This is a genomic window from Mycobacterium persicum (assembly GCF_002086915.1).
In the GTDB taxonomy this organism is placed as follows: domain Bacteria; phylum Actinomycetota; class Actinomycetes; order Mycobacteriales; family Mycobacteriaceae; genus Mycobacterium; species Mycobacterium persicum.
This window is the reverse complement of record NZ_MWQA01000001.1, coordinates 4,679,136-4,700,567: the sequence shown is the minus strand read 5'-3', so window position 1 is coordinate 4,700,567 and position 21,432 is coordinate 4,679,136. Positions and strand designations below refer to the sequence as shown.

General features: G+C 65.5%; 16 protein-coding genes and 1 tRNA gene. 7 read left to right on the top strand and 10 right to left on the bottom strand.

Features of this window, described 5'->3' with window-relative positions:
• Positions 1-220 precede the first annotated feature (220 nt).
• Genes B4U45_RS21455 through B4U45_RS21440 form a run of 4 tightly spaced genes read right to left on the bottom strand, consistent with a single transcriptional unit; the run spans position 221 to position 6,792 of the window.
• On the bottom strand, positions 221-1,387 hold the full coding sequence (locus tag B4U45_RS21455) for a Wadjet anti-phage system protein JetD domain-containing protein (RefSeq protein ID WP_075548899.1): 1,167 nt from the start codon (positions 1,385-1,387) through the stop codon (positions 221-223).
• Positions 1,384-4,782: an ATP-binding protein gene (locus tag B4U45_RS21450; protein WP_075548900.1), complete on the bottom strand. Its 3,399-nt coding sequence runs from the start codon at positions 4,780-4,782 to the stop codon at positions 1,384-1,386. The genes B4U45_RS21455 and B4U45_RS21450 overlap by 4 nt, the downstream gene beginning before the upstream one ends.
• The gene (locus B4U45_RS21445; RefSeq protein WP_075548901.1) at positions 4,775-5,353 is read right to left on the bottom strand and encodes a DUF4194 domain-containing protein; all 579 of its coding nucleotides are present in this window, start codon (positions 5,351-5,353) and stop codon (positions 4,775-4,777) included. Before B4U45_RS21445 ends, B4U45_RS21450 begins: the two co-directional genes overlap by 8 nt.
• On the bottom strand, positions 5,350-6,792 hold the full coding sequence (locus B4U45_RS21440; RefSeq protein ID WP_075548902.1) for a DUF3375 domain-containing protein: 1,443 nt from the start codon (positions 6,790-6,792) through the stop codon (positions 5,350-5,352). The genes B4U45_RS21445 and B4U45_RS21440 overlap by 4 nt, the downstream gene beginning before the upstream one ends.
• A gap of 310 nt (positions 6,793-7,102) precedes the next feature.
• On the opposite strand from B4U45_RS21440, the gene B4U45_RS21435 reads away from it, so the two are divergent.
• Together B4U45_RS21435 and B4U45_RS21430 are read left to right on the top strand one after the other, a co-directional pair.
• Entirely contained in the window at positions 7,103-7,339 is a 237-nt protein-coding gene (locus tag B4U45_RS21435) for a hypothetical protein (RefSeq protein ID WP_082275593.1), read from the top strand.
• 1 nt (position 7,340) lies between these two features.
• Positions 7,341-7,733: a PIN domain-containing protein gene (locus B4U45_RS21430; protein WP_075548904.1), complete on the top strand. Its 393-nt coding sequence runs from the start codon at positions 7,341-7,343 to the stop codon at positions 7,731-7,733.
• Positions 7,734-7,909: 176 nt separating this feature from the next.
• Here the strand turns inward: B4U45_RS21430 and B4U45_RS21425 are convergent.
• A tRNA-Met gene (locus tag B4U45_RS21425) sits at positions 7,910-7,986 on the bottom strand.
• Between the two features lie 536 nt (positions 7,987-8,522).
• Between B4U45_RS21425 and B4U45_RS21420 the strand changes: the two genes are divergently transcribed.
• Positions 8,523-9,728, top strand: coding sequence for an RtcB family protein (locus B4U45_RS21420; protein ID WP_075548905.1), 1,206 nt, complete (start codon positions 8,523-8,525; stop codon positions 9,726-9,728).
• A gap of 24 nt (positions 9,729-9,752) precedes the next feature.
• Here the strand turns inward: B4U45_RS21420 and B4U45_RS21415 are convergent, their stop codons facing one another.
• Together B4U45_RS21415 and B4U45_RS21410 are read right to left on the bottom strand one after the other, a co-directional pair.
• Positions 9,753-12,734, bottom strand: coding sequence for a UPF0182 family protein (locus B4U45_RS21415; RefSeq protein ID WP_075548906.1), 2,982 nt, complete (start codon positions 12,732-12,734; stop codon positions 9,753-9,755).
• A 77-nt stretch (positions 12,735-12,811) separates the two neighbouring features.
• A complete protein-coding gene (locus tag B4U45_RS21410; RefSeq protein WP_075548907.1) occupies positions 12,812-13,834 on the bottom strand; it encodes a YlbL family protein in 1,023 nt (340 codons plus the stop codon).
• A gap of 77 nt (positions 13,835-13,911) precedes the next feature.
• Between B4U45_RS21410 and B4U45_RS21405 the strand changes: the two genes are divergently transcribed.
• Positions 13,912-15,303, top strand: coding sequence for a zinc-dependent metalloprotease (locus B4U45_RS21405; protein ID WP_089025044.1), 1,392 nt, complete (start codon positions 13,912-13,914; stop codon positions 15,301-15,303).
• A gap of 37 nt (positions 15,304-15,340) precedes the next feature.
• Positions 15,341-16,195 (top strand): cyclodehydratase, encoded by an 855-nt coding sequence (locus tag B4U45_RS21400; protein WP_075548930.1) that lies wholly within the window; start codon positions 15,341-15,343, stop codon positions 16,193-16,195.
• 17 nt (positions 16,196-16,212) lie between these two features.
• Here the strand turns inward: B4U45_RS21400 and B4U45_RS21395 are convergent, their stop codons facing one another.
• A complete protein-coding gene (locus tag B4U45_RS21395; protein ID WP_023371764.1) occupies positions 16,213-16,386 on the bottom strand; it encodes a hypothetical protein in 174 nt (57 codons plus the stop codon).
• 223 nt (positions 16,387-16,609) lie between these two features.
• Between B4U45_RS21395 and B4U45_RS21390 the strand changes: the two genes are divergently transcribed.
• The gene (locus tag B4U45_RS21390; protein WP_075548931.1) at positions 16,610-17,953 is read left to right on the top strand and encodes a macrolide-binding ATPase MABP-1; all 1,344 of its coding nucleotides are present in this window, start codon (positions 16,610-16,612) and stop codon (positions 17,951-17,953) included.
• 104 nt (positions 17,954-18,057) lie between these two features.
• On the opposite strand, the gene B4U45_RS21385 is transcribed toward B4U45_RS21390, so the two are convergent.
• On the bottom strand, positions 18,058-18,321 hold the full coding sequence (locus B4U45_RS21385; RefSeq protein WP_075548932.1) for a WhiB family transcriptional regulator: 264 nt from the start codon (positions 18,319-18,321) through the stop codon (positions 18,058-18,060).
• Positions 18,322-18,743: 422 nt separating this feature from the next.
• On the bottom strand, positions 18,744-20,843 hold the full coding sequence (locus B4U45_RS21380) for an ATP-dependent DNA helicase UvrD2 (RefSeq protein WP_089025048.1): 2,100 nt from the start codon (positions 20,841-20,843) through the stop codon (positions 18,744-18,746).
• Between the two features lie 179 nt (positions 20,844-21,022).
• Between B4U45_RS21380 and mrx1 the strand changes: the two genes are divergently transcribed.
• A complete protein-coding gene (gene mrx1 / locus B4U45_RS21375) occupies positions 21,023-21,277 on the top strand; it encodes a mycoredoxin Mrx1 (protein ID WP_075548910.1) in 255 nt (84 codons plus the stop codon).
• Positions 21,278-21,432: the final 155 nt, after the last annotated feature.

The window sequence follows — 21,432 nt, the reverse complement described above, 5'->3', positions numbered from 1 at the left end:
CGCCGTACCCCCAGCGTCAGCGGCATCAGGGACGCTGTTGACGCGCAGCGAGGAAACGTTTTACAGCAGGTAATCGAACGAGGCCGGCAGGAATTGCCCGATTCTCGAGTTTGCCTACGACTGCAATGATTCGGCGGTAGCGCGCCTCATCGCATCCTCCGTAGCGCCATGACGGCGGGCACGGCCAGCACGTCCTTGACAACGCGCGGGCATCGGTCGACTACACCCCCTTATGAAGGCTGACTGCCGACAGCCGATGCATGACCCGCTGCCAGTCGATTCGCTCCTGTTCCAGGCGCACGCGTTCACCCAACCCATCGGCGACCAGATCCGAATAGAGGTCCTGCTCGTCAAGCGTCAGTCGCGTGAGACTAGACGTGGCCGGACGGTCCTCGGTCACCCAACGGTCGCGATGGGCGACCAGCGTCTCACGGTCCATCAACACCGAGCGGGCTTGTGGGAGCCATGCCCGCAGCCGGTCGAGAATGGCGAAGCCGTGTGTGTCGATGTCGCCCCAGTACAAGACCTCGGCTTCGGCCAGCCATCCCAGCCTACCGACGCTGTCGACATCAAAGCCCTTCCCCCACAGCACAACACCGTCCTCGGGGACGTCGACACTTAGATAGCTGATCTCGTTCTCAATGACCAGAGCCACCCGTGGCTCAATCCTGAGCTGAGCCAACTCCTCAGAGCGCACCGCCAGCTCGGTGAGCGCAGCCGGCAGGCCCAACGAGGGTGCGGGCCGGAGTCGGACCAGTGCGGGCTTCGACCGGAGGCCAAGTCCCGCAAGGAATCCCGAGGCTGTCGATGAAACGCCAAGCATCGCCGCCAGAACCGGTCGGTGCCGCTCGGCGAACTTGGTGTCGACGCCGGGTGCAGTGATCTCGCGCAGATACCGATTCGATTGACGGTGACCGTCGAGCCACACGTAGGCAGCGATCAGCTGCGACATCTCAGACCCTAGGCCGAGCGCGTGGTGCGGATGGTCCACGACCCACTCTCGAACCCGCGGATATCCATCTGCGAGAGCCAGGAGCTCGTCGAAACGACGAACCAACGTCGCTACACCCAACAACGCACAGGCCTGCTCGATTGAGGACACCACCGCGCGGACGGGCAGCTGGTTATGGCCGATCCGCCTGCCGCCGATCGAGTGCCAGTGCAGGGTGTATCGGCGACCGTCGCGACCGCCGTCGTCGAGCGCGGCCACCCAGTCGCGGGCGGCGGCGATGTCGTCACCGACCTGCGACGGTTTGGGGCCACGTAGTGGCACTTCGATCGGTTCGAACGGATCGCCGTTGGCGTAGGCACGTAACAGTGATCCGTCGTCCCACCGGCGTCTGACCCTGGTGGCAATGTCATCCGGTGTGGTCCACCTGGCACTCATGGCCGCCGTCCGTCACGTCGTGTCCGGTACTCCTCGATCGTCATCGTCTGGAGGCGGGAGAACGTTCCGGTCGGATTGTCGACGAATCCGATTGCCTTCACATACGGCTCGATGACGTGAACCTTCTGCAACGGCGTGACGATGAGAAGTTGCAGCCCAAGCGTCGCAAACAGGTCCAGCGCGTAGCGCGTCGAGACATCCGAACCACGCCCGAAGGCTTCGTCGATGACCGCGAAACGGAAGTCGCGTGACTGCGCGGCACCCCACTCGAGCCCGAACTGATAGGCCAGCGACGCCGCCAAGATCGTGTAGGCGAGCTTTTCCTTCTGGCCGCCGGACTTGCCATCGGAGTCGCTGTAATGCTCCCACTCGGCACCGGTTTCGACGTCGCGCTCGGAGGCCGAAAAGACGAACCAGTTGCGCACGTCGGTGACCCGTCGGGTCCAGTTCTTGTCCGATTCGGCGTAGCCGTCACGACCGCGGAAGCGCTCGATGATTCGCTTGACGTCGAGGAAGCGCTGCTCGGAGTATTGATCGCCGTCGACCGCGAGACTGTCATTGGTCAGGTTGCGTAAGTCTGCGCGGAATTGCGCAATGTCCTGGTTTGTGGTGGGCTCCTTCTCCAACCGGATGAAACGGCCCGGGTTGTAGGGCACCGCGCCGAGCGCCTCGTTGATGCGGTCGACGCGCTGGTCGATTCCCGAGGCCTGCCGGTGCAGCCAGTTGTTGAACCCGGCCAACTCCTGGATGGCGTTCTTGTTGAGCTGTTCCTTGAATTCGCTCTCGAAGCGCGGGAGATCGTCGGTCGCGATACGGTCTCGGAACGCCAGGAACTCTTGGCGGGCATCGACATTGGCGTCCATGTCCGCGCGAAGCCCGGGCCAGCGGATCAATACCTTGAGCATCGACTGGATCAAGCTCTGGGCGTAGCCGCCAAGTTCCTTGTTGAGTCGGTCGATACGGTGATGGAGATCAGCCGAGAGAGCGTTCTCGGTCTCGGCGCAGTCCGCTGCCCGCGCCGGGCAGTTCTTGCCCAGTCGTTCGGTGAGGGCCGGATACGATTGGCGGGCCGCCGCCAACTGTGCCTCCGGCTGGTCCCCGACGAATTCGTCGTCGCGCTTCTTGTCCCGTTTTGCTTGATTTGCTTTCGCGGCCGTGGTGGCCAGCTTGCCGGTGAGTTGCTCGATCGAAGTCGCCACCGCATCAGCTTGTTTGGCGTTGTCCGCAAGCGCTCGGGCAATCTCCTCCAAACGCGACGAGCCGGCCTGCAACCGAACCCGTTCGGCGTCATGGTCGTTCGCGCGCGACTGCGCCTCGTCAACGTCGAGATCGGCCCAGGAGCGGAATCCCTCGATCCGAAGTAGTGCATCCAGCCGTTCTTGCAGCGCTTCCCGTAACCCGCTGAGCCTGGCCTGCTCGGATGCCGCCGCTTCGCGCTCGGATTCCAGCTCGGCGAGCTCGGTGCGCAGCGCGGCGACCTTTTTCTCGTTGGCCCAGCCGAGAACCCAACGACGAGGGTCGTCGACGCGATGCCGGTCGTCCTTCTCGTGGCGCTCACCGGAGCGCACCTGACCCTCGCGGGTGACGGCCCGCCGCTGGCCGCGGAACTGCTCTAGGCTTGCCGTGCAACGGAAGTCGGCTCGTTTCGTGAGTTCGTTGACGAGGTACTCGCGGAACGGCCCGTCCTTCACGTCGATGCAGTCGGCAAGTAGCAGCCCGTCATGGCCCGGCGGCTGGAGGCGTACCCGTTGCCGGGGAACCCTTTCATAGACCAGCTTGGCGCCGGCCACTTTTCCACCGCGGCCGTGGAAGGTGAGCCGTCGGCCGTTCACCCAGCCGGCGACGGCGTCGTAGTGCTGTTGCGGCACCAGCAGCGAGAGGGCGAACCCGCGCAACACGCGTTCGGCAGCTCCCCGCCACTGCGCGTGCTCGTCGAAGACGTCGAGAAGCTCACCCGCGTAAGGAAGATCCGCCGGCGTCAGCCCGAGGGCCGCGCACATCTCGGCGCGCACCTCGACCTGCTCCACGGGCAGATTGCTGGTGCGCTGTTGCAGGCTGGTGAGTTCGTCGATGATGTGACCGCACTTGCGTTGCAGCTCTTTCTCGCGTCCGATCGCTTCAGCGCTGGCTGCGTCGAGGTCTCTCTTCTTGGCTACCAGCCGCGGGCGCTCGGCGGCGACCAGAACCGATAGGGCCATGAACTCGTCGCTGCTGGCGACCGCCTTCAGTCCGGCGCTAGCGACAGCGTCGTCGAACAAAGTCCTTGCGCGACGGCGGGTTTCGGCCTGGTCGCGAGCCTCGCAGGCGAGGCGTTCCAGCTCGCCGATGCGATCGCCGCCCGCTTTCGCGCGCTCCTCGATGAGGGATTCGCGTTCGCGCGTGAGCGTCTGCTGCCTGGCTTTGGCGGTGTCCTGCTCCTGCCACAGAGCGGCGCCGTCGGTTTCCAGCTGCGCGATCTCGCCGGCCAGCAGATTCGACCGAAACTCTGCGATGAAGAGGCGCACGGCGGATCGCTGGCGCTCCAGGTCATCGCGCTCGGCGAGGGCATCGTCGTACTTCGCCGCCGTCGACACGACGGGTTCGAGCGCTTCCAGTTGCTCCCGCGCCCGCTTGACGGCATCGTGTGCCCTGGTCAGGTCTTCGAAGTGGCCAATAATGTCACAGACGCGCGGACTGGCGTCGCTAGGTTCCAGCATATGGTCGCGCACGAAATCGTTGAGGTTGCCCACAGACTTCAGCGAGACGGTCTGGTGGAACAGCTCCAGGGCCTGCTCCGATCGGATGCCCAGCAGCCGACGCAATGAGGTTGCGTACTTGGGGAATTCGTCGAAGATGTCAGCTCCGGCGGCCCGCAGCCGCTTGCGCAGGTCGCGTAGATCGGAGCCGAAGTCGGCAAAGTCCGTCGCGATCGAGAGTTCTTTGGTGGCTGTGACCATGAAACGGTAGGGCTGTCCGGTGCTCTCGCGCTGCTGAAAGACCTGGGCCAGGGTGACCGTTTCGTCGTAGCCGTGGTTGGTGAAGACTCCGAGGATCACCGAGTACGTTCGCCGGTTCTCGCGCAGGCCCTTGGCGCGGGATTTACCGGTGGCCTCATTGCGCTCCGATTTGTAGTGGCCTTCAACGTAAGAGCGCAGGGTGCGTTCCCTGGCCTCGGCGCCCGCGGCTTTGTTGTAGGCGGCTTTGTGGGACGGCACCAACAAGGTGGTGAGTGCGTCGACGATTGTCGACTTGCCCGAACCGATGTCACCGGTGAGCAGCGCGGTATCGGTGCCAGGGGTGAACCGCCAGACGTGGCTGTCGAAGGTGCCCCAGTTCAACAGCTCCGCGTGCTGCAGCCGGTAGCCGGCCCGTCTGGTATCTCCGAGATCGGCCGTGGTAGATCGTGTTTCACTCATCACTGGTCACCGCCCCGGCGTATTCGCGCAGCTTGGCCGCAAAGTCCGACAGGGTTTGGGCGTCGACGTAGGCCTTGAGGATGCGCCGCACCTCCCAATGGTCGCGTTGACGGGGTAGCTGGCGCAGGAAGCCCAGTTCGGCGGCCTTCTTGATCGTCGTCTCGGCCTGGTCTACGACGCGCGCGTCGTTGGTGGACTCGGCCTGGAAGAGTCGCAGCATTTCCACGATCTGGTCGGTGGCGAGAACCAGTCGGCCCTCACCGCCGGTCGTCTCGAACTCGACGAGCCGTTTGCGTAGCAGCACCAGCAGCAGGCTGACGTTGTACGTCAGCGCTCGCCTGCGCACCAGGCGCGGGAGCGCCTCATCACCGTCTTGCTCTGGCCGGGAGCGAAGATGGGCGTAGCCCTCGGCGTCGTCGATCACCACGTCGACGCCGATGGTGGCGAAATGGTCTCGCACGCCGGCTCCTAGGCGCTCCAAGGTCAGCCAGGTGTCCTCGTCGGAATCGCGATAGACGACACCTTGCATCAGCCGGATGATGGCGCTGGCGATCGCATGCTCGTTGCTCATCGTCGCCGCACCGTCACCTTCGGCAGCCTCGCCCGCTTGGTGACGTCCGGGTCGGCAGGGTCGCAGTATTCCAGCAGCGTCTCGTCGGTGTCGTCCATGTCGACCATCACGTCCTCGTCGTTGAGTGCCAGATAGCCGACGATCTCTGCGGCACCCTGCTCGATCGGGCGGGCCGCGACAATGTCGGACAACAGCGCCGAAGAGTTCTCCGGCAGCACATCGCGGATGGTCTCGATCAACCGCGCTTGGTCGATGAAGGTCTGGACGAAGAGCAGACCGGTGTCGACCTCCTCGGTTTCGGCCGGGATATGGCTCTCGACCGCGACCGCCGCCGGCGGCTGGTAGAGCGGGCGCTCGAACGGAAGCGCGATCTCGATGCCCGGCTGGTCTAGTTCGAGCCCGAAAGACGGTGGGTCGCCGCGGATTTCGAGCGCGGTGCTCTCCACCGCTCTGACCAAGTCGAGCACTCGCCGGTTCTCCAGCCAAACCTGGTCATCGAGGAAGCGGCGCAGTTGTTCGGATATCTGCCGGACGGTGCGCTGCGCTCGATCGGCAGCTTCAGACCAGTCGTGGTGAATTCCGCGAATCCGATGGTCGGCTTCGATGGTCTTGAGGGTGGACACCTTCGCCAGGAGTTCGGCGAGTTCGGCCTGGCGCGACTCAGACAGCAGGAAGTCGTAGAACGCCTGGAAGCTCCGGCCCTGGTCTGAGCCGGCAATCTGCGAGCGGCTTCCGACCAGCTCGGCGAGCAGTTCGCCCTTGGACCCATCCCACGCCGCGATCTTCTCCCGCGCCGCCCGGTCGAGGAGCCGGAAGTTCTCTTCGACCTCGCGAAAGTCCGAGAGCAGTTCCCGCGCGGTGGTGGCGAGCTGCTGGTAGCGGTCGCGGACTCCGGTCGCGTCGAGTAGCTGAACGATGCCGGCTTCCACGGCGGCGATCTCGGCGTCGATTTCGTTACGGCGGCGCCGTAATTCGGCGAGCCGGACCTCGGGTTCGACTTCGGTTCCGTGGACGATCTGTCGCAGCAGTTCGACGACGGTGTGCAGCCTGGACTCGGTCCCCACGAAGGCCCTGCCTTTAAGGCCTGTTACCCACGCGTAGGCCTTCTCGAACGCCGGCGTCACCTCATAGTGGACTTCGTCGTCGCCGGCCGGGTAAAACCGTCGCAGATACGCGGCGTCGGTGGCCGACCAATCCTCCAGGTAGGACCGAGCGTCCTTCGGAAACCGTTCCTGCCCGTTCTCGGTGGGAATCTCGGCGTTCAGTGCGTACAGGTGGTCGTCCAACGCGGCCGCGACCTGGCTCGCTGGGCACGCGCCACGGTTGTCCTCGACAAAAAACGCCCCGAGGAACGCCAGGATCAGCGTGGCATTGCCGGCGCGGAGCAGTCGCCAAGCGGGGTGCCGGTCCCGCAAAGCATCGATCTTCGCGTATTCCACGAGTGAAGCGTAGGCAAGGCCGCCGACAAGTTCGGGCGGGTACTCCGGAAGGGCCGTGATGTGACGATCGCCCCTGGGTAGGCCCGGCTGTCCTTGGCCATGAAAAAGTCCGGGCGGCCCGCCAAGCACGGGTTGGGCATTCGCCGCTGCGGCACGGCCGAGTCGGCCCGGCCGCCGTGGCCCTCAACCCCGATGATGCGGCGTCGAACTCGCGGCCGATCCGCTTCGCGGTAAAGCGCTACGGCCGGTGCTGCCCACTGACGCACGAGTGCGGCAAAGTGCTACCACGTTAGTGGGCTATAGTCAGCACATGCGACTGCACATTACCGTCGATGACGAGCTCGTTGCCGAACTCGACCGGCGGGCCGGAAGCCGGAGACGCAGCGCATTCATCGCAGAGTTGATTCGCCGCGGCCTCGACGACGAGCGGCGATGGGACGATATCGAGGCAGCGCTTGGGGCCATCCCCGACGAGGGCCACGAATGGGATGACGATCCCGGCGAATGGGTCCGCAGACAACGCTCCGACCAGCGTCGCGTCGGCTGACGTGGGGAGGATCCTGCTCGACTCGACCGTTCTCATCGACGCTCTGCGCGGCCGCCCGGCGGGCGAGCGACTGCGCGCTCTGCGCCGACAAGGTGACGAGCCGTGGACCTGTGCGATTTCGATCGAGGAGATTTGGCGCGGACTGCTTCCGGGCGAAGATGCCGTAGCGCAACGACTGGTGCGCGGCCTACGGTGTGCACCGTTGGGCCCGACCGAAGGAATTCGCGCTGGAAGCTGGCGCCGCCAGTTCGCCGAACGCGGGATCACCCTTCACCAGGCCGACTGCCTGATCGCCGCGGCGACCGCCGGCATCAATGCGCGCTTGGCGACAGGCAACCCCGCCGACTTTCCCATGGACGACATCACGATCGAGCACTGGCCCGTCGGACGCTGAGGGCACATTTCTCAGCGGGCGCGAACAACTGGGGGCACCACCGCTCCCAAACCGGATGCTCGCCGCTGTGGCCCGATGCCGTTCCCAACGCGTCATTAGCGTTGCGAATGTTCCCCAAAGCGTTGCCAACCCGCATGAAAATGGCCCTCCGGCTTGCGCCTGAGGGCCATCTCCGCTGGTAGCGGGGACAGGATTCGAACCTGCGACCTCTGGGTTATGAGCCCAGCGAGCTACCGAGCTGCTCCACCCCGCGTTGGTGAATGCCAGGTTACCGAACATCTGTGAACCTGACCAAATCGCGCGGTCAACAGCGCAGTAGCAGCCTGAAACACGACACACCCATGTCGCCCTGACCGACCGTAAGGAGTCGACCCCGCACTGAAGCAGCCCCCGGGATTCACCCCGAAATCCCGGCAGCGCTTGCCTCGGCACGGCGCTTCCGCTCGCCCATCGGGCGAACCCGTCAGTCAATTTCACCGTGCGTCGACCGGCATCCAACCGCAAGGCGCGCCTGCATCTGGCTCGCCGGCAATTCCCACAGCTACAACACGCAGCGGAACCGCCGACCTCGTTCCGTCGGCCACCACCGGCCGTCAGTGACCAGCGTAAATTGCTTTGCGGCCGAGGGCTTCGGCCGGATAGCATCCCAGGCTTGGCCGCTACGAGTTAACTCCGCAGCAGGTAGTGGCCCGGCAACGAACAACCAAGAGCTGCAACATGATCCACACCCAATCGGTGCCGCCCCACGCTCGTGCTGGCCAACTATAATCGCGTCCGAAGGAGTTCACCATGCCGCAACGCCTCGGGCCGAAGCTACTCAACTTCGCCAGCGAAATCGCCGGCGACACCGTCGAGCAAGCAAAACTCACCGCATCGATGGCGTTCGTCCACCCGCACGTCTCCCTCATGCCCGACGCCCACCTGGGCAAAGGCTCGGCCGTCGGCACCGTGATACCCACCAAGGGCGCCGTGATTCCCGCGGCCGTCGGGGTGGACATCGGCTGCGGCATGGTCGCGGCCACAACGCGGTTCACCGAGCGGGATCTGTCAGACCGGTTCGGCGGCGAGTACGCCGCACAGTTACCCGCGCTGCGGCGCCTAGTAGAAGACGCGATTCCGCTGTCACCGGGGAACTACAACAAGAGCCTGCAACGGTTCCCGTTCACCGCCAAGAAGCACAACGAGCTCCTGCAGCTACAGCAGGATCTCGACGTCGACCTATCCCATAGCCCAAAGTGGATGGAGCAGTTGGGATCTCTCGGCGGTGGCAACCACTTCATCGAACTCTGTGTCGACACCGAGGACAACGTCTGGCTGTTCCTGCACAGCGGCTCACGCGGCGTAGGCAACAAGATCGCACAGCGGCACATCAAGATCGCCTTGCAACGCTGCTCGGCTGACCCCGGTATCAGGCTGCCCAACCGCGATCTGGCGTTCTTCACAGAGGGAACGGCCGAATTCGACCGCTACCTCAAGGATTTGGAGTGGGCACAGCGCTTCGCCTATCTCAACCGGGCGGAGATGATGGATCGCTTCATCCACGTCTTCGCCTCGTGGCTGGGTGTGCAGCCGCAACGCGTGGAGTCCCAACGCATCAACTGCCACCACAACTACACCGTCGCGACGAAGATCGGCGGCGAAAGCGTCTGGCTCACCCGCAAGGGCGCAATCGACGCAACCGAAGGTAAATTGGGGATCATTCCCGGCTCGATGGGCACTCGCTCCTACATCGTGCGCGGCAAGGGAAACCACGACGGCCTCTGGTCGGCCCCGCATGGGGCCGGTCGCCGGTTCAGCCGGACCAAGGCCAAGCAACTGTTCACCGAACAGGATCTGGCCGCCGCGATGGTCGGCATTGAATACCGCCACGGCAAAGAGTGGATCGATGAGATCCCGCAGGCCTACAAGGACATCGACCGCGTCATGGTCGATGCCGAGCCGCTCGTCGACATCGTGACGTCGCTGCGACAGATCATGAACGTCAAGGGGCAGTGATCGCCGCTACCCGGCACCACCCGCCTACTTGGCGTTGTTGAACTTGGTGATGGCCTCGTCGAGCCGCTGCAGCGCTGACCCGTAGGCGGCGAAATCGCCCTTCTTCTGCGCGTCTCGCGCCGCGCCGATCGCAGCCTGAATCTCTTGTAGCGCAGCCGCTTTGGCCGGCGACAAGGTGGCAGTCCCGTCCGGGGGCGGTGGCACCACGGCCGTCGGCGGCGGGGTTCCCGGTCCGGTGGCGGGCGGCGGCGGGTTGGCGGGCGGGTTCGGCGGCACGCCGGCCTCGGTCGGTTGTATTCCGGCCGCCGCGTCACCGGCCCCTGGCCCGAACAACCCGTTGAGCGCATCGCGCACGGTGGGGCCGTATCCGACCTTGTCGTTGTACATCATCGCCACCCGGATCAACCGCGGGTAGGACGAGGCGGCGTCGCTGGCGCCCGGGGAGGCATATACCGGTTCGACGTACAGCAGCCCACCCTGAGCCACCGGCAAGGTGAGCAAGTTGCCCCAGCGGATCCGATTCTGGTTATCGCGCCCGATCACGCCGAGGTCCTGCGATACCGCGGGGTCGGTGGTGATCGCGTTGTTGGCCAGCTTGGGACCGTTGACCTGTCCCGGGATGGTCAGCACCGTGATCTTGCCGTATGTCGCGGGGTCGGAGCTGGCGCTGATGTAAGCGGCCAGGTAGTCGCGCTTGAACCTGTTCATCGCGCTGATCAACTGGTATGCAGCCGAATTATCGTCCTTGGCAATGTTTTTCGCAACGATGTAGTACGGCGGCTGATAGCTGCTGGCGGTCGGGTTCGGGTCCAGCGGCACGTCCCAGAAATCCGAGGTGGAAAAGAACGTCACCGGGTCGTTGACGTGGTATTTGGCCAGCAGCATCCGTTGCACCTTGAATAGGTCTTCGGGGTAACGCAGATGCTCGGCGAGCTCGGGCGTGATGTCGCTCTTGGGCTTGACCGTACCGGGGAAGACCTGCATCCACGCCCGCAGCACCGGGTCCCGTTCATCTTGCTGATACAGCGTCACGGTGCCGTCGTAGGCATCGACGGTGGCCTTCACCGAGTTGCGGATGTAGGAGACTTTCTTGTCGGGGGCCAGCCGGTTGAACGCCACCTCGGTGGAATCGGCGGTCGCCGACGACAACGACGTCAGCTCGGAGTAGGGATAGTTGTCCAGGGTGGTGTAGCCGTCGATGATCCACACCAGCCGCTTGTTGACGATCGCCGGGTACACCGCGCTGTCGGTGGTGAGCCACGGCGCCACCGCCTCCACCCGCTGCGCCGGATCCCGGTTGAACAAGATCTTGCTGTTGGAACCGATCACATTGGAGAACAAGAAGTTCCGCTCGGCGAACTTCGCGGCGAATACGGTGCGGGAAATCCAGCTGCCGACCGGGACGCCGCCGCTGCCGGTGTAGGTGTAGTTCTTGGTTTCGGTGCTGGTTTCATAGTCGTATTCCCGGTCTGCGCCGGTCTTTCCGACAATCGCATAGTCGGCGGACGTGTTGGAGATGACCGGTCCGAAGTAGATCCGCGGCTGGTCCAACTGTGCCGGGCCGTCGGACACCACGGTTCCGTTGGCGCCGACGACGTTGACCAGGAACTCCGGGTAACCGCCGTTCTGGTTCGGGTCGTTGGCGATCCCGCGCACGGTGTTGGCCGGCGACGCGATGAATCCGTTGCCGTGCGTGTATACCGTGTGCCGGTTGATCCAGTCGCGCTGGTTGTCGATCAGCCGGTCGGGGTTGAGTTCCCGCGCCGCCACGACGTAGTCACGCAGGTTTCCGTTGCGGTCGACGTAGCGGTCGATCGACAGCTGGTCGGGGAAGTAGTAGAAGTTCTTGCCCTGCTGGAACTGTGTGAACGCCGGGCTGACGATCGTGGGGTCGAGCAACCGGATGTTCGAAGTCGTGGCGCGGTCGGCGGCGACCTGCTGCGCAGTCGCCTGACCCTCGCCGGTGTAGTTGCGATAAGTCACCACGTCCGACGTCAGACCATAGGCTTGCCGGGTCGCGGCTATGCTGCGGCTGATGTATTCGCTTTCCTTCTGCGCGGCGTTGGGTTTGACGCTGATCTGCTCGACGATCATCGGCCAGGCGGCACCGACGATCAGCGACGACAGCAGCAACAGGGCCAAACCGATAGCCGGAATCCGCAAGTCCCGCAGGGTGATTGCGGAGAACACCGCCGCCGCGCAGATCAACGCGATCGCCATCAGGATCAGCTTCGCCGGCAGGACCGCGTTGATATCGGTGTAGCCGGCACCGGTGAACGGCTTACCGCCACGGCTGTGTGATAGCAGCTCGTAGCGATCCAACCAATAGGCGACGGCCTTGAGCAGCACCAGCATCCCGACCAGGCTGACCAGTTGGATACGCGCCGAGCGGCTCAGAGCGCCCGTGCGACCGGAAAGCCGTATGCCGCCAAAGATGTAGTGCGCCACCAGGTTTACCACGAGCGCCAGGAACACGGCTACGAACAGATAGCTGAGTACCAGCCGGTAGAACGGCAATTCGAAGGCGTAGAAGCCTAGGTCCTTCCCGAACTGCGGGTCCCTGACGCCGAAATCACCGCCATGCAAGAACAACTGGATCCGAACCCAGTAGCCCTGCGCGACGACGCCGGCCAGCAGTCCGATCGCCGCCGGCACGCCGATGCCCACCAGCCGCAGCCGAGCGAGCACGAGGGCCCGATAACGCGCCACCGGGTCATTGTCGTTGCTCGGCACGAAGACCGGCCGGGTGCGGTAGGCCAACGCCAGCCCGGCAAAGACGATGCCGCCGACCAACAGTCCACCCACCAGAAACACCACGATTCGGGTGACCAGCACGGTGGTGAACACCGACCGGTAGCCCAGTTCGCCGAACCACAGCCAATCGACGTACGCGTCGATCAGGCGTGGCCCGGCGAGCAGCACCGCGATGACACCCAACGCGATCAAGATCAGAATCCGGCTACGCCGAGTCAGCTTCGGCATACGTGCGGACGGCCGCATCCCCACTAGCTACGCTCCCTGCTCGGTATTGGCTGCTGCCGCAGATTTGTCCAGTCGGTCACAACTGTACGCATCTCAGAGCATTAGCAACTCGGCGTCGCGGCTCCGGCAGTCATCGCATGCAACGCGTCCACCGCCTGGCCGAGCGTCTCGACCTTCACCAGCCGCAGACCAGGCGGGATGTCGGAGGCCGCCTCGTAGCAGTTTTTCGCCGGCACCAGAAACACCGTGGCGCCGGCGGCACGCGCGGCGGCCATCTTGTGCGTGATCCCCCCGATAGCGCCGACCTTGCCGTCAATGCCGATGGTGCCCGTACCCGCGACGAAGGTCGACCCAACCAGGTCACCGGTGGTGAGTTTGTCGATCACCGCAAGACTGAACATCAACCCGGCCGACGGGCCGCCCACATTGGCGAGGTTGAAATCCACCACGAACGGCGCCCACGGCGCGTCCAGCACCGCCACCCCCATGAATCCGTAGTCGCGGTCCTTGTTGGTGCCGAGCGTGATCTGCGCGACACCGGCCGGCTCGTTCTTGCGACGGAAGTCGATGGTCACCGACTGGCCGGGCTTGGTGTTCTTCAGCAATCCGGTGAACTGCTCGACATTGGCCACCGGCGTGCCGTTGACCGCGTCGATAGCGTCACCGGCTTTCAGCTTGCCCGCCGACGGTCCGGGATCGTTGACCGAGGCGACGGTTACCGCTTCCGGATACTTCAGATAACCCAGGGCCGCGTACTCGGCGCTGTCTTCGGAGTTCTTGAAATCGGCGTTGTTGGCCTTGTCGACCTCCTCCCGCGACTTGCCCGGCGGGTAGACAAGATCGCGGGGCACCAGCTGTTCTTGCCCGGAGAGCCACAGTGTTATGGCCTCGCCCAGACTCAGACCGTCGCGCTGGGACACCGTCGTCATGTTCAGATGACCAGACGTCGGATGTGTTTGGGTGCCTTCGATGTCGACGACCTGTTTGCCGTCGACTTCGCCGAGGGTGTCGAATGTGGGCCCGGGTCCCAGCGACACGAATGGCACCGTCACGACCGCGAGCAATACGCCGAACACCACGATGGGCACCAGCGCGACCATCAACGTCAAAATCCGCCTGTTCACGCCGCATAGACTAGACGGGGCCGCCGAGGCCGGTTCAGCTGCGAGCGTGACGGCGGATGGCGCTTTCTTCTGCCCTGATGGGTACCGTTGACCGTATGGCTGACCTGCCTTTCGGTTTCTCCTCCGGAGACGACCCCGACCGCGACAAACGCGGGAAGAACGAACCCGACCCCGGCTCGGGCGCTAACCCGCTGGGCCCGTTCGGTTTTAGCGGGGATTCCGCCATGGCCGACCTGGGTCAGATCTTCACCCGGTTGGGCGAGATGTTCGGCGGTGTCGGCAGCGCGATGACCGCGGGTCAGAGTTCCGGACCGGTCAACTACGCCCTGGCCCGCCAAGTGGCAGCCAGCTCGGTCGGTTTCACGGCGCCCATCCCGGAAGCGACCAACTCCGCGATCGCCGACGCGGTGCACCTGGCGGAGACCTGGCTGGACGGGGCCACCTCATTGCCCGCCGGCACCACCAGGGCGGTGGGCTGGAGCCCCACCGACTGGGTCGACAACACCTTGGACGTCTGGAAGCGACTGTGCGATCCGATGGCCGAGCAGATCTCGACGGTCTGGGCGTCGTCGCTGCCGGAGGAGGCCAAGAGCATGGCCGGCCCGCTGCTCACGGTGATGTCGCAGATGGGCGGCATAGCATTCGGTTCGCAGCTGGGTCAGGCGCTCGGCCGGTTGTCGCAGGAGGTGCTGACATCGACCGACATCGGCCTGCCGCTGGGACCTAAGGGTGTGGCCGCAATCCTGCCCGCCGCCGTCGAGGACTTTTCGTCCGGCCTGGAGCAGCCGCGCAGCGCGATCCTGACCTTCCTGGCCGCCCGTGAGGCCGCCCATCATCGCCTCTTCGGCCACGTTCCCTGGCTGGCCGGGCAGCTGCTGGGCGCTGTCGAGGCGTACGCCAAGGGCATGAAGATCGACATGACCGGAATCGAGGAGCTGGCCCGCGACTTCAATCCGGCCACGCTGACCGATCCCGCCGCCATGGAGCGGTTGCTCAGCGAGGGAGTATTCGAGCCCAAGGCGACACCGACCCAGATCCAGGCGCTCGAGCGGCTCGAGACGCTGCTCGCCCTGATCGAGGGCTGGGTTCAAACCGTGGTGACCGATGCGCTCGGCGAGCGTATTCCGGGCACCGCCGCACTCAGCGAGACGCTGCGCCGGCGCCGGGCCAGCGGCGGTCCCGCCGAACAGACGTTCGCGACCCTGGTCGGGCTGGAGCTACGGCCGCGCAAACTGCGGGAGGCCGGCGCGCTGTGGGAGCGCCTGACCCAGGCCGCCGGCGTGGACGCCCGGGACGCGCTGTGGCAGCATCCCGACCTGCTGCCCGCGGCCGACGATCTGGACGACCCGGCCGCGTTCATCGACCAGGTCATCGGCGGTGACACCAGCGGCATCGACGAGGCAATCGCCGAACTCGACCGTGAGACCGGCGGCCCGGAAGACTCCGGCCCCGGCCCTGTGGATAACTGAGCCGCTAGCCGAGCCCGGCGTGGCACAGTTTCTGGTCATGCCGCAGGCAGTTCCCACCTTGTATTCGCTTGATCCGGCGATGCCGGTGCTCCTGCGGCCCGACGGCGCCGTGCAGGTGGGCTGGGATCCGCGCCGGGCCGTGCTGGTGCATCCACCCGGCGGCCTGAGCGCCTCGGCGGTGGCCGCGCTATTGCGGTCCATGCGCTCGCCGACACCGATCACCGAGCTGCAGCGCCAAGCCGTCAGCCAGGGATTGGTGGACGGCGAGGGGGTGGTGAACCTCGTCAGGCAATTGGTCAGCGCCGGCGTCGCCACCCACGGGCATCGAGGCTGCCCGGGCCGCGCGGCGTCGATCCGGATCCACGGGCGCGGACCGTTGTCGGACCTGCTGATGCAGGCGCTGCGCTGCTCGGGGGCCCGGGTCGGGCAGAGCAGCCAACCGCATGCCGCGGTCAGCAGCGGCACGGTGGATTTGGTGGTGTTGTCCGACTATCTGGTAGCCGATCCACGTTTGGTGCGCGATATGCACAACGAGGGCATTGCGCACCTGCTCGTTCGGGTTCGTGACGGCACCGGCCTGGTAGGACCGCTGGTTATCCCGGGCGTGACGAGCTGCCTACGCTGCGCCGATCTGCACCGCAGCGACGTGGACTGCGCCTGGCCGGCAATCGCTGCACAGCTGCGCGGCACCGTCGGAGTGGCTGACCGAGCGACGTTGCTGGCGACGGCCGCACTGGCCCTCAGCCAGGTCAACCGGGTGATCGCCGCGGTGGGCGGTGAACAAGCCGACCACGATCCGCCGTCGGCTCTCAACGCCACGCTGGAGTTCGACCTCAACGCCGGCTCCATTGTGGCGCGCCAATGGACCCGGCATCCGTTGTGCTCGTGCTGACGGTGGCGTGACGGGGTCTAACCGAGACGGCCCTGCTCCGGGACGTTCGTAGACACCGCCGCATAGGCTCTGGCCAAGTCGTCCAGCACGCCTTCGGTCAGGGTGCCGTCTTTGCGGTGCTTGTCTAGCGTTTCGATAATCGCCCTAAATAAGGCATCGGCGGTGTCGTGCTGGGTTTGCTTTGCTGACATGGCTTTGGCGGTCCACCCTCCGGATGTGGGGATCGATGCGTCACACCGTTGCGACCTGCAAGAGACTACATAGGCGCTGTGCCGGCGGCGATCCGAAAATGCACCCGCCATCCGGCGAGCCGAAGGCGAGATGGGCGCCGTCGGTCCGGTGCTCAGCGGCCCGGGCGCGCCGCACCCGCGCGGCCGGTTGATACCGGATCAATACCCGGTTGGCGCAACCGTCATGGATGATGGGTATGTGTCAGACATCAAACGCGGCCGCGCCGCGCGAAACGCCAAGCTGGCCAGCATTCCGGTCGGCATGGCCGGCCGGGCGGCGCTTGGCTTCGGCAAACGGCTGACCGGCAAGTCGAAAGACGAGGTCAACGCCGAGCTGATGGAGAAGGCCGCCAACCAGTTGTTCACCGTCCTGGGCGAGCTCAAAGGCGGGGCGATGAAAGTCGGCCAGGCGTTGTCGGTGATGGAAGCAGCCATCCCCGAGCAGTTCGGCGAGCCCTATCGCGATGCGCTGACCAAGCTGCAGAAGGATGCCCCGCCGCTGCCCGCGGCCAAGGTCCACCGGGTGCTCGACGCACAGCTGGGCACGAAGTGGCGTGAACGGTTCAGTTCGTTCGATGACACCCCGGTTGCCTCGGCCAGCATCGGCCAAGTGCACAAGGCGGTGTGGTCCGACGGCCGCGAAGTGGCCGTCAAGATTCAGTACCCGGGTGCCGACGAGGCCCTGCGGGCCGACCTGAAGACCATGCAACGCATGGTCGGCGTGCTCAAACAGCTCTCGCCGGGCGCCGATGTTCAAGGTGTCGTCGACGAACTGATCGAACGCACCGAGATGGAGCTCGACTACCGGTTGGAGGCCGACAACCAGCGGGCCTTTGCCAAGGCGTACCACGACCACCCACACTTCGCGGTGCCGCGGGTGGTGGCCAGCGCACCCAAGGTGGTGATCCAGGAATGGATCGACGGCGTGCCCATGTCGGCGATCATCCGAAACGGCAACCAAGAACAGCGCGACCTGATCGGGACCCGCCTGATAGAGCTCACCTTCGACGCCCCACGCCGGCTCGGGATGCTGCACGGTGACGCCCACCCCGGGAACTTCATGCTGCTGCCGGACGGCCGAATGGGCGTCATCGACTTCGGCGCCGTGGCACCACTACCCGGCGGCTACCCCGTCGAGCTGGGAATGACGATCCGGCTGGCCCGCGACAAGAATTACGACCTGCTGTTGCCGACCATGGAGAAGGCCGGCTTCATCCAGCAGGGCCAGCAGGTCTCGGTCCGGGAGATCGACGAGATGCTGCGCCAGTACGTCGAACCCATCGAAGTCGACGTCTTCCACTACACCCGCAAGTGGCTGCAGCGGATGACCGTGAGTCAGTTCGACCGATCGGTGGCGCAGATCAAGGTGGCGCGGCAAATGGACCTGCCGGCCAAGCTGGCGATTCCGATGCGGGTCATTGCCTCGGTGGCCGCGATCCTCTGCCAGCTGGATGCGCATGTGCCGATCAAGTCACTGACCGAGGAGCTGATTCCCGGCTTCGCCGAGCCCGATACGGCCGTGGTCTGATACGCGGTCGAGCGGGGAAACCGGCGGCGGTCGTGCGCTTCGCCGAGTGGCGTCGATGTCTCCACAAAGCTGGGCCCGGCTCTCGGCGAGCCGGGCCCGGCCTGCTAAGCGGCGACCTTGCGCGGACGCCCCCGCGGACGCTTGCGGCTCACGATCGCGCCGCGCTCGAAAATCTCGCCGCCCCAGACGCCCCATGGCTCGGCACGTTCCAGCGCGGCCGCCAAGCATTCGCGCCGCACCGGGCAGCCGGTACACAGCGTTTTTGCGCGCTCGAGATCAGCTGGGGTGTCGGCGAACCATAGGTCGGGATTACCCACATGGCATGGCAACGCCGGCAGCCGATTTTTGGGGACTGTCAGTGCTGACATGTTCTGGCTCACCTGCTTCCTGGTCTTGGGGCTGTCTTTCGAAGGTGATCCGGACCAGGTGAGGGAGGTTGCCCCCCAACAAGTTTGGCCACGGATCCTGGTGACTTGGGTCCGTGGCCATTCGGCAAATCTGGGGCTGCTACGCAGTGTCTACGTTGAGCTCCGATCCACGGACGCGTCGGTCGCGGCGGCGACGCGGTGCTTAGCCGCTGCCGCCGGTGCGGCGGCATGAGGGGTTGCCGCGGTTGACGCCGGGGCAGCCACGCTCACACCGAACATGTTGATGTCGAGCATCGTGGCCACCCTCCTCTCGTACCGTTTGCCGATTTGCCAGCCTTCAACGCCGGCAGCGAAGTGCGTTTCGAGGGTAATCGGTCACGGCCGCCAATCACAACCGATTTTCTGACCTGCGGTTTCGTTGCTCAGCGAGCCTGCCTGACCATGTCGAGCACGTCGGCTCCGTACTGTTCCAGCTTTCGGGCACCGATACCCGGAATGGCGATGAGCGCCTCGTCGTCGTCGGGGCGCATCTCGGCGATGGCGATGAGGGTGTTGTCGGTGAAGACGACGTAGGCCGGCACGTTCTGTTCCTTGGCGATGTTCAGCCGCCACGACTTCAGCTGCAGCAGCAACCCCTCGTCAACGTCGCCTGCGCATGTTTCACATCGCCGCAGCATGACGGCCGCCGGGGTGGTCAGCTCCTTGTTGCAGACCCGGCAGCGGGCGGAGGCCCGGTTGCGACGGGCTTTGCCCGGCCCCGGTTCGGCACGCGTCTGCGGCGCAATGCCGTTGAGGAACCGCGACGGCTTACGGCTCTGGCGACCGCCCGGCGCCCGAGCCAGCGCCCAGCTGAGGGCCAAATGCACTCGGGCCCTGGTGATTCCGACATAGAGCAGGCGACGCTCTTCCTCGACCGGCTCACTGTCGGGACCGTGCGCCAGCGCGTGCGAGATGGGTAAGGTGCCGTCGGCCAATCCGACCAGAAACACCGCATCCCACTCCAGGCCCTTGGCCGCATGCAGCGACGCCAGGGTGACGCCCTGCACCACCGGCGGATGCCGGGCGTCGGCTCGGGCCCGAAGCTCGGACAACAGTCCCTGAAGCTGTAAATGCGGACGCTGCGCCACCTCGTCGTCGACCAGTTGCGCCAATGCAGTAAGCCCCTCCCAGCGTTCCCGGGCGCGCGCACCCACCGGCTCGTGTGCCGTCAACCCCAGCGGTTCCAGAACGCCGCGGACCGCGTCGGCCAATGCAGCGTCGGTACCCCGTTCGGCGGCACGCTGCAACGCGACCAGCGCCTGCTTGATCTCCTGACGGTCGAAGAACCCCTCCCCGCCGCGTACCTGGTAGGCGATTCCCGCTTCGGTCAGCGCTTCCTCGTAGACCTCCGACTGTGCATTGACCCGGTACAGAATCGCGATTTCCGAAGGCGCAGTACCGGCTTCGATCAGCCGGCCGATCGACGCCGTCACCGCGGCGGCCTCGGCGGGCTCGTCGGGATACTCCTGGAACGACGGGACGGGACCGGGCTCACGCTGGCCGGATAACCGCAACTTGCTGCCCGCGACCCGGCCCCGCGCGGCTTCGATCACCCGATTGGCCAGCGACACCACCTGCGGAGTGGACCGGTAGTCACGCTCTAGGCGCACCACCGTGGCGTCGGGGAACCTGCGGGAGAAGTCGAGCAGGAAGCGAGGGGAGGCTCCGGTGAACGAGTAGATGGTCTGATTCGCGTCGCCGACGACGGTCAGATCGTCGCGATCCCCCAACCACGCCGACAGCACCCGCTGCTGCAGCGGTGTGACGTCCTGGTATTCATCGACGACGAAGCAGCGGTAGCGATCCCGGAACTCCTCGGCCACCGCGGCGTCATTTTCGATAGCGGCCGCGGTGTGCAGCAGCAGATCGTCGAAATCGAGCAGGGTGACGCTGTCGTCGCGGACTTTGAGGGATTCGTATTCGGAGTAGACCGCCGCGATGTGTGCCGCGTCCAACGGGGTGTCCCGGCGCACGGCCGCCACCGCGCTCGGGTAATCCTCGGGGCCGATCAGCGAGGCTTTGGCCCACTCGATCTCGCCGGCGAGATCCCGGACGTCATCGGTGCTGGCCTGAAGCCTGGTGCGGCTGGCCGCGCGGGCCACGACGGCGAACTTGGTGTCCAGCAACTGCCAGCCGATGTCACCGACCACGCGTGGCCAGAAGTACCGCAGCTGGCGATGCGCCGCCGCGTGAAAGGTCAGCGTCTGCACCGCGCCGACGCCCGAACCGACCTGCGCGGCGGCGCCCAGTGTGCGCAACCGGGCGCGCATCTCCCCCGCCGCACGCTGGGTGAACGTCACGGCCAGTACCTGACCGGCAGCCACATGACCACTGCTGACCAGCCGGGCGATCCGGTGCGTGATGGTGCGCGTCTTCCCGGTTCCGGCTCCGGCGAGCACGCAGACCGGTCCGCGTGGAGCCAATACGGCTTGGCGCTGCTGGTCGTCCAGTGCGGCGGTCAGTGCGTCGGCGACCATCGGCATAGCGTCCATCTTGGCAGCGGCGGCCGACAAGCCGGGCGTTTCGACGCGCCGCGGCCTGCGTCGTCGCCGGTGCCGCCTGCCCCCCAAGGCTGCCCGGGTAAACCGGCGATGCCCTCGCTTCTGCCCATCCCACGGCCCCCTCCATGACCCGGATGGCCGCCGGGCTACGTTTACCAGCTATGACCAACGCTGCGCTCACCATCTACACGACGTCATGGTGTGGCTACTGTTTCCGGCTCAAGACGGCGCTCAAGACAGAGGGGATCACGTACGACGAGGTCGACATCGAGCACGACGGCGCGGCCGCGGAGTTTGTCGCCTCGGTCAACGGCGGCAACAGGACGGTCCCGACGGTCAGGTTTGCCGACGGCTCAACGCTGACCAACCCGAGCGCACACGTGGTCAAAGCCAAGCTGGCAGAAGTCGGCGGCTGAGGCGGCCCGGTGTCGGCCGTTCACCCGGGGCCAAGACACGGCCCGTCGCCTGCGCAAAGGTGCCCAACAAGAGGTCCGGTCGCCCGTACGATAAAAGTTACGGCGTCGACCTCCGGGCACAACTCGCCGGCACCATAAGCGCCACCCAACGGCGG

What these genes read in the sequence shown, in the direction of transcription:
- B4U45_RS21455 (WP_075548899.1), bottom strand. Translation starts at nt 1,387, where the DNA reads ATGAGTGCCAGGTGGACCACACCGGATGACATTGCCACCAGGGTCAGA.
- B4U45_RS21450 (WP_075548900.1), bottom strand. Translation starts at nt 4,782, where the DNA reads ATGAGTGAAACACGATCTACCACGGCCGATCTCGGAGATACCAGACGG.
- B4U45_RS21445 (WP_075548901.1), bottom strand. Translation starts at nt 5,353, where the DNA reads ATGAGCAACGAGCATGCGATCGCCAGCGCCATCATCCGGCTGATGCAA.
- B4U45_RS21435 (WP_082275593.1), top strand. Translation starts at nt 7,103, where the DNA reads ATGCGACTGCACATTACCGTCGATGACGAGCTCGTTGCCGAACTCGAC.
- B4U45_RS21420 (WP_075548905.1), top strand. Translation starts at nt 8,523, where the DNA reads ATGCCGCAACGCCTCGGGCCGAAGCTACTCAACTTCGCCAGCGAAATC.
- B4U45_RS21405 (WP_089025044.1), top strand. Translation starts at nt 13,912, where the DNA reads ATGGGTACCGTTGACCGTATGGCTGACCTGCCTTTCGGTTTCTCCTCC.
- B4U45_RS21400 (WP_075548930.1), top strand. Translation starts at nt 15,341, where the DNA reads ATGCCGCAGGCAGTTCCCACCTTGTATTCGCTTGATCCGGCGATGCCG.
- B4U45_RS21395 (WP_023371764.1), bottom strand. Translation starts at nt 16,386, where the DNA reads ATGTCAGCAAAGCAAACCCAGCACGACACCGCCGATGCCTTATTTAGG.
- B4U45_RS21390 (WP_075548931.1), top strand. Translation starts at nt 16,610, where the DNA reads ATGGATGATGGGTATGTGTCAGACATCAAACGCGGCCGCGCCGCGCGA.
- B4U45_RS21385 (WP_075548932.1), bottom strand. Translation starts at nt 18,321, where the DNA reads ATGTCAGCACTGACAGTCCCCAAAAATCGGCTGCCGGCGTTGCCATGC.
- B4U45_RS21380 (WP_089025048.1), bottom strand. Translation starts at nt 20,843, where the DNA reads ATGCCGATGGTCGCCGACGCACTGACCGCCGCACTGGACGACCAGCAG.
- mrx1 (WP_075548910.1), top strand. Translation starts at nt 21,023, where the DNA reads ATGACCAACGCTGCGCTCACCATCTACACGACGTCATGGTGTGGCTAC.